We start from the raw sequence: 14,257 nt of genomic DNA on the forward strand, positions 1-14,257 counted from the left end.
CGCCACCGTCACAGCTTTTGCCGAGCCGGCTTGCCGCTCGGCAGATTGTAGGGCACCGCCTCGACGGCCTGCCCGTCGGCCAGGGCGGCCTTTCCGACAACCACCACATCCTCGTCCCCCGTGAGGCCCTCCGTGATCTCGATCCAGACGCCGTCATCGATGCCGGTCTTGACCGGGACCTTGCGGGTCTTGCCCCGCTCGACCACAAACACCGCGGCGCCGCCGGCGTCGTTGCTCGTCACGATCGCCGCCGGCGGGAGCGCCAGGGCGTGTGCGTGCCGTTCCAGGTCGAGCGTCGCTGTCCCGAACATGCCCGGGCGTAGCAGGTGTGCCTCGTTCGGCAGATCAATTTCCACCAGCAGGGTCCGCGTGGCCGAATCGAGTGCCTCCGTCGTCCTGGTGATCGCCCCGGTGAATGTGCGGTCCGGCAGCTCGTCCAGCGTGAGCGAGGCCGGCACCCCTGGCTTGGCGAGCAACGCGGCTTCCTGGGGGACGCTGGCGTAGACGCGGACCGTCGTGGTGTCCATGATCGTGAGCAGCGGCGCTGCCTGGGTGGCTGAACCGACCGCGGCCTGGATCAGGGCCCCGGGGTCGGCGAAGCGGGCGGTGATGACTCCCGAGAAGGGAGCGTACACCTTGGTATAGGAGAACAGGGTGCGCCGGCTGTCGCGGACATGCTTGGCGGCCTCGGCGGCAGCCGCGGCCATGTCCACGTCCTGCTTGGCGATCATGTCCGGGTTGTCCTTCCACACGCTCAGGTACCGCTCGTGGGTAATCTTCTTGATGGCGTAATCGGCTTCGGCTTGCTTGTATTGGTCCTCGATCTCCGGCGCGTCAATGACCGCAAGGAGCTGCCCTTTTTGGACCCGGTCGCCTTTGTCCACCCCGATCCATTTCAAGTAGCCGGGCACCTTGGCGTACAGGGTGGCCTGGTAAAAGGGAGAGATGTTGGCTGGCAGGCTGAGCGACCGCACGAGGTCGCGCCGTTGCGGCTTCAGAACCTGGACCGGTCGGGCCTCGCCGACGGCCGGGCCCTGGGTCCCCGCAGCGGACCCGCCCGGAGCGAGGGAGGAAGAATCCGTCCGGTATTGGCCGCCGGCGATCACGATGACGAGGATCAGAAGGAATAGGGCGCCCGCGCCCAATCCGATTCCGAGCAGCCGCCGGCCCTGGAGGGCGGACCTCCGCCGCGCCGGGACTCCCGAGTCCGTCGCGTCGTCTGAGCCCGGCCCGACCGGGCGGTCCGAGCGCGTCGCGAGCCTCTCCTGCCCCGGCCCGCTCATCACGCTGTTCCCTCCGACGCGTGCGGGCGGGTGGCCGAGCGGCGCCGCACGATCGCGTGTAGGACCGGGATGAAGAACAGGGTCATGAAGGTCGAGACCGTGAGCCCGCCGATCACCGCGCGGGCCAGCGGCATGTTCGCTTCGCTGCCCTCGCCGATCCCCAGCGCCATCGGCGCGAGGCCCATGATCGTCGCCAGCGAGGTCATGAGGATCGGGCGGATGCGGAGCCGGCCAGCCTCGACGACCGCCTCCTCCAGCGGCAGGCCCTCGCGCAGCCGGTTGTTGGCGAAGTCTACGAGCAGCACGCTGTTCGAGACCACGATGCCGATCATCATGAGGGTTCCGATGAGCGATTCGACGTTGACCGAGGTGTCGGTCAGCAGCAGCATCCAGATGACGCCGATGAAACCCAGCGGGACTGCGAACATGATCACGAACGGGTCGAGATAGGACCGGAACAGACCGACCATGACCAGGTAGATCAGCAGCATCGCCAGCGGCAACGTGCCCGCGAAGCCGGCGAGCGCCGCCCGCATCGCGTCCACCTCGCCCTTGAAGGTCACGAGCACGTCCTTGGGCAGCTCGATCCCGGCGACCGCTCGCTCCACCTCACCGGCCACCCGTCCCAGATCGTTCCCCGGGACGCTGACCAGCACATCAATCGTCCGTTGCAGGTTGTAGTGGTCCACGGTCTCCGGGCCGGTGGTCCGGGTCACGTCGGCGAACTCGCGGAGCAGGACTGGCGCGGTGGTGTTGGGGTTGACCCCGGGCAACTCGGCCATCGCGTTGAAGGGGGTCTGCGCCATCGCCAGGGCACTGCCCCGCAGGCGTGTGGCACCCACCGTGTGGAGACCGAGATGGTCCACCCGGGCGACCAGCGGCATGTTCAGGAAGTCCTCGAACTTGACGAGGACCTGCTCGGCGTACTGGGTCACGACGAAATAGGCGTTGTTGGACCTCGGATCGATCCAATAGCCAGGATTCAGCGTCACGTTCGAGCTGAGCCCGGTGATGAGGTCCTTTATGATCCGCGTCTCGTCCAGGCCCACGTAGACGGCCTTCGCGCGGTTCACGTCGAGGTGGATCTCCGGATAGTCCATGCCTTGGCGGACCTGGACGTCCGCCGTGCCCGGGACGCGGGCGGCGAGGTCCCGGATCCGCCCCGCGACCGCGGCGAGGTCGGCGAGGTTGGGCCCGCTCACCTTGATGTCAATAGGCGCGGGCAGCCCGAAGTTGATCACGTCGCTCACGATGCCGCCGGTCTGGAAGGAGTATTTCAGGCCGGGTATCTCCTTGTTCAGCCGCGCGCGCAGCCTGGCGACGATCTCATCTGTCCGGATGCGATGGTCCTTCTTGAGGGCAACCAGGATGAAGGCCTGGTGGGGACCGTTGACCGGTGTGTAGAGCACCATCCAGCCTTGGGGGAGCCCGATGTTGGAGACGATCTGCTCGATCTCGGATTCGGGGATTTCCTCGCGCACGATCGCCTCGATCTGTGCGGTGATCGCCTCGGTCTTCTCGATCCGGGTCCCGTCCGGCGCAGCGAGGTTCAGGATGAACTGGCCGGCGTCCACCTTGGGAAAGAACTCCGTGGCCAGCCGGGGCGCCACGAGGAGCGAGCCGATGAAGACGCCGGTCACCGTCGTCACGACGAGGCCCTTGTGGGCCAAGCACCAGCGGAGTGCCTGAACGTACCGCGCGACGAAGGGATTCCACAGGTCCAGCCGGTGCCAGGCCTCGACCAGCCGGCCGGCCAGAGGCGCACGGGACTGGTGCGCCTCATGCTCGTGCCGCAGGAGTCGCTCCATCGTCACGGGGGCGACGGTGAGCGCGACGACGTAGGAGGCGATCATGGCGTAGGCGACGGCCAGTGACAGCGGCACGAACAGGAACTTGATCACCCCGGTGAAGAAGGCGATGGGCAGGAAGACGAGGAAGACCGTGATCGTGATCACGAGCATCGGCAACGCGACCTCGCTCACGGCGTCCGCGGCGGCCTCCATCGAGGACTTGCCCATCGCCAGATGCCGGTGGAAGTTCTCGACGACCACGATCGCATCGTCCACCAGCCGCCCGACCGCCAGCGCCAATCCGCCGAGCGTCATGATATTGATCGTGTGGCCGGTGAAGTAGAGTCCGATGAAGGCGGCGGTCACGGACAGCGGGATCGCGAGCGCGACGATGAGCGTGGAGCGCAGGCTGCCCAAGAACAGGAGCACCATCAGGCAGGCGAGCCCGCCGCCCAGGAGCCCTTCGTGCTCCAGCGTCCGGATGGCCTGCCGGATATAGATCGATTGGTCGAAGAGCAGCTTGACCGTCAGCTCCTTGGGGATACCGATCAGCTTCGGGAGCACCTCCTTGATCCCGTCGATCACCTGCAGCGTATTCGCACCGGCCTGCTTCATGATCGGGAGATAGACCGCTCGGTGCCCGTTGATCCGCACCACGTTCGTCTGGATCATGGTCGAGTCCACGGCGCGCCCGACATCCTTGAGGAACACCGGGACGCCGTTGACGGTCTTGATCGGGATCTCGTTCATCTGGTCCACGAGCCGGATCATGCTGTTCGTATAGACGTTGTAATCGAAATCTCCGATCTTGACGTTTCCGGCCGGGAGCAGTGCGCTCTGCCGGTTGACTGCGTCTACGATTTCCTCGGTGGAGACGCTCCGGGCGAGCATCCGCTCGCGGTCCATGAAGACCGTGATCTGCCGCACGGTGCCGCCGAAGGTGGTCGGGTACATGATCCCCGGGACCGTGCCGAGCTGCGGCCGCACGGTGAAGTAGGCCAAGTCTCGCACCTCCTTCTCGCTCAAGCTGTCGCTGCTGGTCGTCTGGATCGCGATCGGGAGGCTGGCGGCGCCGAACTTGATGATGATCGGCGGAAAGATCCCCTGTGGGAGGTAGCGCAGGTTCGCGTAGGTGAGGCTGGTCACCTCGGCGAGCCCCGCGTTCACGTCATAGGAGGGGTGGAAATAGACCTTGATCAGGCTGACCCCCGGCAGCGAGCGGGACTCAATGTGCTCGACGTACGAGGCCTGCAGGAAGGCCTGCTCAAGCCGGAGCGTGATGGCCCCCTCCACCTCCGAGGGCCCCATGCCTTTGTAGAAGGTCGCGACGGCGACGACAGGCAGGTTAATCTCGGGAAAGATATCCACCACCATCTTCTGGTAGGAGACCGCCCCGAGGAGGATGACAATCAGGCTGATCGCGACGACGGCGTAAGGGTTCTTCAGCGAGGCGCGGACCATCAGGAAGTCTCTCCACGGCTCTCTCTACGGTCTTGGGCACCTCAAGAAGCAGCAATTCCGGTGCCATTGCCCAGCTTGCAGGCAATCGGGCATTTTGCGCCGAGGCTAGCCGAGACTCCGGTGGCAGTGAGCGGTTCCGCACATAACGCACAGTGCGGAGTGGGAGGTGCTGACTCGCCTCGCAGAGCCCCTTGATCAACTGGGCTTCGACCTTCAGACGCGAGCCCGAGTGCGATCTCGGAGGTGTAATGCTCCCCGTTTGTCAAGACACTTTTTCTGGTGCTGAGAGTGAGTCATCCTACGCAGCCGCTTGTGCCGTCTCCTGCTCGCCGAGCATCGCCTCGAACTCCCGCGGGCTCCGATAGCCCAGAGCCGAATGCACGTCGCGCTCGTGGTCCTCCACCGTGATCCAGTGGCGGATCGCCGCCCGCGCGTCCTCCAGGCTCGTGCACGCCCGCAGCCAGAGCAGCTCTTCTTTGATCGTCCGCATCAGGCGTTCTGTCTCGGCATTGCCCTTGGGATTGTCGTAGCTGGTGAAGACCTGCTCGATCCCCAAGACGCTCATGGCGGCCATGAAGCCAGTCGCGGTGGGCTGGCTCCCGTTGTCGGAGACCAGCTTCAAGCCGGCTCCCCGGACCCCGTTCGGGCATGCGGCTTGGACCGCCTGGGCCAGCGCGGCCTCCCACTCCTGCCGGCGGCTGCGGAGAGCCAGGTCCCAGCCGACGATCTTCTTCGTGTACCAGTCCAGGACCACGACCAGGTACGCCCAACCCAGCGCCGGGATCAGGCACGTCGTCATGTCGATCCCCCAGAACTGCCGGGGACGCGTGGCCGTCGGCTTCGCCCTCGGCGTCCGGGTCGCCGCCTGGCGCGTCCGTTTCACGGTCAAGCCCGCTTCCCGCATCAGCCGAGTCCACCCGCTTCTTGTTGACCGGGAGGCCCTCCCGATCCCGCAGCCAGGCCCACACGCGCCGGTAGCCCCAGAAGGGATGAGCTTCCGTGATCGGGCGGATCCGCGCCAGGAGCGCCTCATCGGCGGGATTCGGCCCCGCCGTCGGCACCGGCCGCTCGTGCCGGGCGGCCTAGGAGCCGCTGCGGCTGAGCCCGATCAGCCGACAGGCCGCCGCCGCCGACCACCCGGCCTCGCGCCACGCGTCCACCAGGATCACCGCCTCCCGACCAACTCGTCCGTTTGTTTTACCAGCTCAATGGCCACGGCTTGCTTGCCGATGAGCCGCTGGCGCTGCTCGATCTCCCGCTTGAGCGCCTCCTCACTCGCAGGGAGTCCGTTGGTCAAGGCCCGCTGGCCCCCTTCCAGGAAGCGATCCCGCCACTGGTCGGATTGGGTCTGGGCCATCTGGTGCTCCCGACAGATCTCCGCGACCGGCTTGGCCCCTTTGATTCCTTCCAGGACAATGGCCCGTTGCTCTTCCGCAGTCCAGTGACGCCCCTTCATGTTGGACACCTCCTCGTTGAGTGATCCAATCCCTTACCACTCACTCTCCAAAGTGTCCACTCCTTCAGGGGAGCAGTATAGAGGGTGTCCTCCTTTTTCTCAACCGCCAGGCGAACCGGCTGAGCAGGAAGCTGACGCGTCAGGAGAGGAGCAGTCTCGGGGGCTTCGTAGTCTGCACCATGTCCGGGATGACAGAATACTTGACATTATGTAATGTATTATGATATTCTCTTGACGTTCGGACCATGGGAGGCCAACACGCATGGCTTTCCATTGAAGGTTCCCGCCTCGTATCGTTCATCGGTCAAGGAGGAGTCATGGCTCAGCGAATGCCTGCTGGTGTCTGGGTTGCATTTGGGCTAAGTCTGGCGGTGTGGTTGTCTCCCGCTCCGGTGCGCGCGGATCTGGATGATGTCTGCCTGCGCTGCTACAACTTCATCAACGCCATCTTTCGACCAGCCCCGGCGGAGGACATCGAGAGGTACCGGAAAAGCTGGAATCCCTTCGCTGCGGGGCCCATGCTCAATCCGGCGATCGACATTCAGCCCAAAGGGCAGACCGTCGTGCACCCCTACGTCTTCGGGCAAACGGGCCATGCCCTCTTCGGGAATCAATTCGGGACCGACACGACGAACAATCCGACCCATTTAAGCGCCTCCCTGTTTCTGCTCCCGTACGAGTACGGGATCACCGATTCCCTCGAGGGCGTGATCGCGTTGAGCTGGGTGGACTGGTTCGCCACCCAACAACATGGCAGCCCGAGTGACAGTCGAAATGCGCACGGGCTGGGGGATACCTCGTTGTTTCTGAAGCACCGGCTCGTCGTGCAGGATCCGGATTCATGGCGCCCCACCGTGACTTGGTTTCACGGATGGGTCCTGCCGAGTAGCAAGTGGGCGGAGACGACGCCGATTCCCGGGGGCTTTGCCCCCATTGGGCGACTCCCTTCGACGCGCTTCGGGGACCAGACGTTCACCGAGGGAATCATGTTGCGCAAGAACCTGCAGCCGTTCCGCCTCATGGCCGCCGGGTACTATTCGTACGGAACGCCGGGGAACGCCGGAGGGGTGCACAAGTATGGGGGCGACCTCATCAATTGGCGGGTGATGGTCGAACATGTTCTGGACGATGCTCGGGGGTTTGGCTATGTGATCGAATTCATGGGCCTCCACGGGCTGGCTTGGCGGCTCGACGGGCACGGGGTGAATATTGCCGCGCCGGCCGTGACGACCCACCCGCATAACACACCGGTCTTCAATATCCTGGGGGCCCAGCCGACCATCGAATACAAGTTCTCCAACAACATCGTGATCGCCGGCGGCGTACTCTTCACCCCCTTCGGGCAGAATAATCTGAATGCTGTCTATCCGAATTTTACGCTGTACTATTACTGGGGCAGCAAAGGACGGCCGGTGTTGATGCGGTAACGCGATCAGGACGGGTTGGCTGTGCCGGGTAACCCATAAGGCCTGCTGGAAAGCGTTCGCGTCGGGCTAACGGACTCACTGACAGCGAGTGGCGGCATGGAGATTGCACTGTCACGTATCAGCTTTGCGCGGTGCGATCATGAAGTTCCCACTGCTGACCGGTATCCTTGCCTGGGTAATCGGCACCGGCGTCTGTCTGGTCGGGGTGACCATTGTGCTCGTCAACCTGCTGGACCGGCGTGTCATTGAGCAGGCGGCGGAGCGAAACCTCCAGGCCGAATTTCGTCGGGCAGCCGGCTCGGTGAGCCGGCTGGTGCGAAATGCCGGCGACCACATCCACGACACGCGTGCGCTCCGCGAAGCCTTTCAGGACATCTTCGAGTTGCGGCCGGGGATCCGCTGGTTGGAGGTCTTCGCGTTTTGGCCCGGTATCAGCGAGCTGGTGCTGAGCAGTGATCCGCAACGTACCCTGCAGACACTCAGTGCGGAGGAGCGGGCGGCGGTGGAGGCCGGTCGCACGTATGCGGTCTTTGACGACTCAGTGATGGACCGGGCCTGGATCATCACCGCCCCCATTCAGGTGGAGGGGCACGTGGAGGGCGCGCTTCGTGGGCGTTTCTCCCTGTGGAAGTACGATCGCCTGATCAGAGCGGAGGCGATCCTGGCGAAGGAGGTTGGGGTAGGGGCCGTCGCCATCACCTGCCTGATCTTTCTTGTCTTGATCCGCGTCACAGTTCATCAGCCGATCAGCCGGCTCTTGTGCGCGATGCGGCAAGCGGAAGCGGGAGACCTCACGAGCCGGGCCCCGCTCATGGGCCCTTCGGACCTCCAGGAAGTGTCGCGTCAGTATAACCGGATGCTCGGTCGGGTTCGGGAAGCGATTGCCGAAAGGGAACGTCTCCTCGGAGAGATTCGGGGGCTCAACCAGACGCTCATCACCCGGGTGGCGGAGGCCACGGAGGAGCTGCGCCAGACCACCCTGTTGCTGGTGGAGGCCAGAACCCAGGCGGAACGGGCGCAGAAGCTCGCAGCGCTCGGGGAATTCTCCGCAGTGGTCGCCCATGAACTGGGTACCCCGCTCAGCGCGATTTCGGGCCACCTCCAGATGCTGGCGAACGACACGGATCAACAGGACCGGTATCGGCGGGTGGCCATCATCCGCTCCGAGCTAGCCAGGATGACCGAGATCATTCGGCACATCCTCGACTCCACCCAAGTCCGGATCCAGATCGCTTCTGTGGATCTGAACGAAGTCGTGCAACAGAGCTTGGCCTTGATTGTGCCGGTGGTGTCCACTAGGAATATCACGCTGCAAACGAACTTGGCGCCCGCCTTGCCGGCTGCGGCTGGGGATAGCACGGCGCTCAAGGGGGTGCTGTTTAACCTCCTGACTAACGCCATCCAGGCCATGTCCAACGGCGGGACGTTGTCGGTCACCACCGTGCTGGCCCACGACAGTCCCCCGGACGGTGTGGTGATGCTGTCCGGAAGCTCTGCGTTGGCCCAGAGCGCGATCCGGTTGCTCGTCGGGGATACGGGACAGGGCATTCCCCCCGAGCATCTCGCACGAATCTTCGAGCCGTTTTTTACGACCCGAGCGAGCGGCGGGGGGAGCGGGCTCGGGCTGGCCGTCTGCCATCGCGTCGTGGCCTCGTGTGGCGGACGCCTGGCGGTCCGGAGCGAGGTCGGCCGGGGCACGGTCTTTACCGTGGATCTTCCAGTGTGGATGGGAGAGGCGGCCGATGACGGCTAGGCCTTGGGTGCTCGTCGTCGACGACGATCGAACTCACTGCGACCTGATGGGAGAAGCGCTCACCCGAGCCGGGTTCCAGGTCGAGCTGGCGAGCAGCGGCGAAGAGGCGTTGGTCAAGGGTGGCAGGCGGGAATATGACGTCGTGTTGAGCGATATCCGTATGGGCACGCTCTCGGGGCTGGACGTGTTGGAATCCTTCCGAACGGACGCCCCCGATACGCCAGTGGTCTTGTTGACCGCGTTCGGCTCGGTGGACACCGCCATCCAGGCGATGAAGCGCGGCGCATTCGATTACATCAGCAAGCCGGTGAATCTGGATGAGCTGGTGTTGATCGCGACGCGGGCGGTGGAGCACAAACGCCTCGTGTCTGAAAACCGGCAGCTCCGCCAGAGCCTCGACGACCATGTCCGGATGCCCACCCTGGTCGGCCAGAGCCGGAAGATGTTGGAGGTATTCAAGCTCATCGGGAAGGTGGCGCCCAGCCAGGCCAGCGTCCTGATTCACGGGGAGACCGGGACCGGCAAGGAACTCGTCGCCCGCGCCATTCATGACCACAGCCCCCGGGTATCCAAACGCTTCGTCGCCATCAACTGCAGCGCCATTCCCGACACCCTCCTCGAAAGCGAGCTGTTCGGCCACGTCAAGGGAGCCTTTTCCGGAGCTGACTTCTTTCGTCGCGGGCTGCTGGAAGAAGCCAGCGGCGGGACTTGTTTCTTCGACGAAGTCGGAGACCTCTCGCAGGCGGCGCAGGCCAAGCTGCTCCGGGCACTGCAAGAGCGAGAAATCCGACGAGTCGGAAGCAACGACGGGATTCCCGTGGACCTCCGCGTGATCGCCGCGTCTCGCCGGGATCTCCTCCACCTCGTAAAGGAAGGCAAATTCCGCGAAGATTTGCTCTACCGGCTGAACACCATCACGCTGGTCCTCCCGCCGCTGCGGGAGCGCACCGACGACATCCCGATGCTGGCCGAGTATTTTTTGGCCCGGTACGGAGCCCGGCGCGAGCCCCCGGTGAACGGCATCGCCGCGACGGCCCTGAAGGCCCTGCAGCGCTATGCCTGGCCCGGCAACGTGCGCGAGCTAGAACACGTGATCGAACGGGCGGTGACCCTGGCCACCCACAGGGTCCTGACGTTGGACGATCTACCCACCGAGGTCCGTGAAACACCGCCCAGAAGCGGAGAAACTTCGGCGGCCATGTCGCCCCCGGAATCCCTCGACGAGCGGGAACGAGCCCACGTACTCGCGGTGCTCAAAGCCAGCAAGGGAAATAAGACCCTAGCCGCCCAGCGACTTGGCATCAGCCGCTGGGCCCTGTACCGGTTGCTGGACCGCTATCTCTTCAGAGACTCGGACTAGCCCTCCCCGAGGCAGGCCCGATTCCACCAGCCGTTTAGCCGACCAGCCGCTTGTCCTCGACTCTGCGACCTGTGCGACTCTGCTACAACCGTCACCACAGTCCGCCTATCCGGACACCGCACCTCGCCCCCCACCAGGCAAGCACCCATAGATTCCCGCGCGGTTCGGCAGCCGAACGGCAGCCTCCTGCATGGCACTATGGTTGCTCTAGGCGTGGAGCGAGCGGCCTGATGACCACGCTCATTTTCAAGGAGGGTGATCAGGAGGGGGTCATCCATCTGCGCCGGGGTGGCGGCAGATTCGACCCATGCAGGTCGTCGGGAAGGGCAACACAGGTCCGCGCACACGTGAGCGCAGCAGGCTTCGGAGCTGGGTCAGTAATGGGTGAGTCACAAGCAGGGGATGCCATGCCGAACAGGTCTCCGCGAATTCTTGTTGTTGATGACGTCCTGGAGACGCGGGAGTTGACCAAGGCGATGCTCGAGTTCGAGGGGTATGCGATCGAAGAAGCCGCCGACGGGCTTGACGCGATCCAGAAGCTGGTGGCCGAAACCTATCATGCTGTGGTGACTGATTACCACATGCCACGCATGGATGGCCTGCAGCTCTTGCAGTACATTCGCCGTCACTGGCCGACCCTCCCGGTCATTGTGCTCTCAGCCGAGGCGATCGGCGAGATGGCCCTCCGCAACGGAGCCTATGCGTGGATCCCCAAGCCCCATCCCGTGCGGGAGTTCATCCAGACCGTACGCCACGCCGTGATGGGAACCCGACCGAGGCGAGCGGGTGGGCGCGGCTAGCGTTGGCGGCGGGCCGCGGCTGTCGAAGGCGCTCCGATCCAGCGCCGTCTTGAGGAGGGGTTCGTCCTGGCTGGCCGTGAGCAGGATGGCGCCCAGCGACGGGTACATCGTCCGGAGCTGCCGCGACGGCTCGACGCTGCTCATGCGGGCATTGGGTACCGCGGGAGGTCCGGGGTTCCCCTCGCGGTGTGCATTTCCGCACCCCACGCACCGTGCGGAGTGGGAGACGATCTCGGGAAGGGGAGCCGCTGGATCTGGCGCGCTGCTGGTCGGAGCCCCTAACTCTGCGCCATCGCACGATCTCCCCCCGAGTCGTTGCGGGAATGGACGCCTTCCAAGGCCAGGCACGATGCTTGCCGAGTCCTGCTGTGTGTCTACGCATCGGTATCGCACCCCGCGCGCGTGCGATCAGGGCGGAGGCGTCCCCGATGGACCACAAGGCGCATGGCCTTTCTGACAGCGACGTCGAGGATTTGATCCTGGGCCTCCTCTACTCGCGTCGGCGGCTGAGCTTCCTCGAACTCGCTGATGCAATGGCCGGCTACCAGTGGCGACGACTCTTCGAGGCCCTGTTCCGCCTGCAACAGAGACAGCAGGTTGATTTGCGGCCTCTGGCCGGGGATTACGAGATCCGATTGGTTGAGGCCAACGCCCTTGGAGCGGATGACTCAAGTCACAGAGGATTGGGTGAGAGATGAGCCTGCGCGAATCCGGAGTTGGCCGGCGGGGTGGTTGCTTGGCCTCGGCCTGGCGATCCAGGTGGGTTGTAGCGGACCCACGGCCCCCTTGGACCTCTCTTCGATGGATCCCGCTCAGGACCAATGGCGAATCGCCTTGTACCACAGCCGGGAGGCGGCGGCCTTGCGGCGGAGAGCGGACGAGATGCGAGCCCGGGTGGCCGTCTACGAGCGGCTGTTCGGATCCGACTCCGAATGGGTCTCCGGCGCAAGAACGCTGGCGGACTTCTATGAGCACGCGGCGCAAGAGCAGGAGCGATTGGCGGGGACGCATGCGGGCCTGGCCGGGGGCCACGTCCTGTTCCCTCCGTCAACAGCGCCGCGATAGGGGCAGCCGATGCCAGTGAGCCGAGCGGTCGCGACCCTCCTCCTCGTGGCGATCATGAGCGCGGCATGCGGGACGACGGTCCAGCCGGGCTACCGGGGGCTCCGCTGGCATCCGTTCACCGAAGGCCTTTCCACGCAGCCGCTGAAGGACGGCTTCTATTGGCGGGCGCCGTGGAACGATGTGTATGTCTATGACGTGCGCTGGCAGAGCTTCACGGAAAAAGTCGAGGCCTTGAGCTCCGATGACCTGCTGGTTGAGCTCAAGGCCGCGATCATCCTGCGCCCGATGCCCGACGAGGTGTACTTCTTGGCTCAGGAAGTCGGCGCGGACTTCTACACGCGCATCGTCAAGCCCGAACTGTTGGCGGCGGTCCGGAGCGTCGTTTCAGGCTATGCCATGGTCCACGTGCCGGAGAAGAGTGCGGAGATCGCGAGCAAAGTACAGGCGGTCGTGGTCGAGAAGCTCAAGGGGCGGCATCTCGAGATCGCCAGCGTCGCGCTGGCAGACATCGAGCTGGCCAAGATGGTGCTCGACGCGGTCGAGCGCAAGCAGGCCAAGGAGCAGGAAAAGGAGCAGAAGGAATTCGAGCTGGTGATCGCGAGCAAGGACGCGGAGATCGCCCGCATCCGGGCCAAGGGCGAGGGCGATTCGATCCGGATCCGGTCGGAAGGAGAGGCTGAGGGGCTGCGAATTCGGGCGGCGGGGCAGGCCAAGGCCCAGGAGATCATCGCGCAGACGCTCACGCCGACCTACCTCCGGTTCAAGCTCTATGACAGCCCCGCGGCCAAATTCGTGTTGGTGCCGGACGGCAGCAACGTGCCGGTGATCATCAACCCCGGCGGGGCTCCGGCGCACCCGCCGGCGGCCGACGAGCCGGGAACGCGGTAACCGGTTGTCAACGAAGGAGGGGGCGATGGGCTGCGCGCGCTGCGGCGGGTTCATGGTGCTCGAAGACTTCACCGACATGCGCGAGGGGATCGCGCAGGGCTCATTTGTAGGGGGACGGTGTGTGAACTGCGGGCACATCGAGGATCCCGTCATCGCCGGCCACCGTGATGCGGCAGACACCTGCCGCGCACTCGTGGCTGGCCACACCGGAGGACGAGGCCGCATGTCGAAAGGGCCGCTGTGCCTACGCGCGGGGCCTGTGCCGCAAGAGGCCTGACAGGTTGTGACCATGGCTGCGTGTGAGCCAGCCCGTAGCCATGGTCGCATGCGGGTGGGGGCGTCGACGCAGAGGCCCTCACCCGCACAAACGGGGAAGGCGCTCCGCGCGTGGCACGGACACGATGGAGCACGGAGGAATCGCCATGGAGCCATCCCGGCAGAAAATTCTGGTGGTAGAAGATGACGACGATGCACGCCAGGTGCTGATCTGGGCTCTGGAGGGGGCCGGCTATCAAGTCGAGGGGGCGCGCGACGGGATCGAGGCTGCCGGCAGGCTGAATCTGGAATCCTACGCGTTGGTCATCACCGACTACCAGATGCCGCGCCTCAACGGATTGAAGCTCCTTGCCCTCTGCCAGGCGGTCTGGCCCGAGACGCCGGTGGTGTTGCTGTCCGGCTCCGACGAAGCGGCCGCTGCATGCCGGCTCGGCGCCTATGCGTACCTTCGCAAGCCTTATGACGTGGCGAACATCCTAGCGATCGTCGTGTCCGCGATCCACCGGTCGGTCCCGGGTTTGAAGATTCCGTCGGCAGCGAAGGTCTCTTAACCGGCCGCACCATCTCCCTCCTCCGCGCAGTGCGGCTTGCGCGAATCCGCTCATTTTTGCCCCTCACGAGGATGCGCAGGCGTGCAAAGGCCCGCGTTTGTGGCACTGCCGCATCGCCGTCGCCTGGCATCAGGCTTGCTTATCTGC

General features: G+C 64.8%; 13 protein-coding genes and 1 pseudogene. 9 read left to right on the forward strand and 5 right to left on the reverse strand.

The genetic code is table 11. The annotated features are described in order from the left end of the window. Positions 1–8: 8 nt before the first annotated feature. From ACWHYQ_RS11100 to ACWHYQ_RS11120, 5 genes and pseudogenes are all read right to left on the reverse strand, one after another. Positions 9–1,283 (reverse strand): efflux RND transporter periplasmic adaptor subunit, encoded by a 1,275-nt coding sequence (locus tag ACWHYQ_RS11100; protein WP_447975556.1) that lies wholly within the window; start codon positions 1,281–1,283, stop codon positions 9–11. Then, positions 1,283–4,534 (reverse strand): efflux RND transporter permease subunit, encoded by a 3,252-nt coding sequence (locus ACWHYQ_RS11105; protein ID WP_447972192.1) that lies wholly within the window; start codon positions 4,532–4,534, stop codon positions 1,283–1,285. The genes ACWHYQ_RS11100 and ACWHYQ_RS11105 overlap by 1 nt, the downstream gene beginning before the upstream one ends. 298 nt (positions 4,535–4,832) lie before the next feature. Beyond that, positions 4,833–5,438, reverse strand: a complete 606-nt coding sequence (locus ACWHYQ_RS11110; RefSeq protein WP_447972193.1) for a transposase — start codon at positions 5,436–5,438, stop codon at positions 4,833–4,835. A 67-nt stretch (positions 5,439–5,505) separates the two neighbouring features. Continuing rightward, positions 5,506–5,595, reverse strand: a pseudogene (locus tag ACWHYQ_RS11115) (hypothetical protein); the annotation flags it as partial. Positions 5,596–5,699: 104 nt separating this feature from the next. After that, positions 5,700–5,990: a helix-turn-helix domain-containing protein gene (locus ACWHYQ_RS11120; protein ID WP_447972194.1), complete on the reverse strand. Its 291-nt coding sequence runs from the start codon at positions 5,988–5,990 to the stop codon at positions 5,700–5,702. A 317-nt stretch (positions 5,991–6,307) separates the two neighbouring features. Here ACWHYQ_RS11120 and ACWHYQ_RS11125 point away from each other — a divergent pair, with 317 nt between their 5' ends. The 9 genes from ACWHYQ_RS11125 (at position 6,308) to ACWHYQ_RS11165 (ending at position 14,110) form a co-directional block, all read left to right on the forward strand. Continuing rightward, on the forward strand, positions 6,308–7,417 hold the full coding sequence (locus tag ACWHYQ_RS11125) for a hypothetical protein (RefSeq protein ID WP_447972195.1): 1,110 nt from the start codon (positions 6,308–6,310) through the stop codon (positions 7,415–7,417). Between the two features lie 139 nt (positions 7,418–7,556). After that, positions 7,557–9,170, forward strand: coding sequence for a sensor histidine kinase (locus ACWHYQ_RS11130; RefSeq protein ID WP_447972196.1), 1,614 nt, complete (start codon positions 7,557–7,559; stop codon positions 9,168–9,170). After that, positions 9,160–10,530, forward strand: a complete 1,371-nt coding sequence (locus ACWHYQ_RS11135; protein WP_447972197.1) for a sigma-54-dependent transcriptional regulator — start codon at positions 9,160–9,162, stop codon at positions 10,528–10,530. Before ACWHYQ_RS11130 ends, ACWHYQ_RS11135 begins: the two co-directional genes overlap by 11 nt. Before the next feature lie 407 nt (positions 10,531–10,937). Continuing rightward, positions 10,938–11,330, forward strand: a complete 393-nt coding sequence (locus ACWHYQ_RS11140; RefSeq protein WP_447972198.1) for a response regulator — start codon at positions 10,938–10,940, stop codon at positions 11,328–11,330. A 428-nt stretch (positions 11,331–11,758) separates the two neighbouring features. Beyond that, positions 11,759–12,028 carry a hypothetical protein gene (locus tag ACWHYQ_RS11145; protein WP_447972199.1) on the forward strand — a complete coding sequence of 90 codons (270 nt, stop codon included), beginning with the start codon at positions 11,759–11,761 and terminating at the stop codon, positions 12,026–12,028. A 103-nt stretch (positions 12,029–12,131) separates the two neighbouring features. Further along, complete coding sequence (locus ACWHYQ_RS11150; protein ID WP_447972200.1) at positions 12,132–12,395, forward strand: hypothetical protein; 264 nt, start codon at positions 12,132–12,134, stop codon at positions 12,393–12,395. Between the two features lie 9 nt (positions 12,396–12,404). Beyond that, positions 12,405–13,283 (forward strand): prohibitin family protein, encoded by an 879-nt coding sequence (locus tag ACWHYQ_RS11155; RefSeq protein WP_447972201.1) that lies wholly within the window; start codon positions 12,405–12,407, stop codon positions 13,281–13,283. 25 nt (positions 13,284–13,308) lie between these two features. After that, a complete protein-coding gene (locus tag ACWHYQ_RS11160; RefSeq protein ID WP_447972202.1) occupies positions 13,309–13,560 on the forward strand; it encodes a hypothetical protein in 252 nt (83 codons plus the stop codon). A 145-nt stretch (positions 13,561–13,705) separates the two neighbouring features. Further along, on the forward strand, positions 13,706–14,110 hold the full coding sequence (locus ACWHYQ_RS11165; protein ID WP_447972203.1) for a response regulator: 405 nt from the start codon (positions 13,706–13,708) through the stop codon (positions 14,108–14,110). The last annotated feature ends 147 nt before the right edge of the window (positions 14,111–14,257 follow it).

Source organism: Nitrospira sp. Kam-Ns4a, from assembly GCF_965152595.1.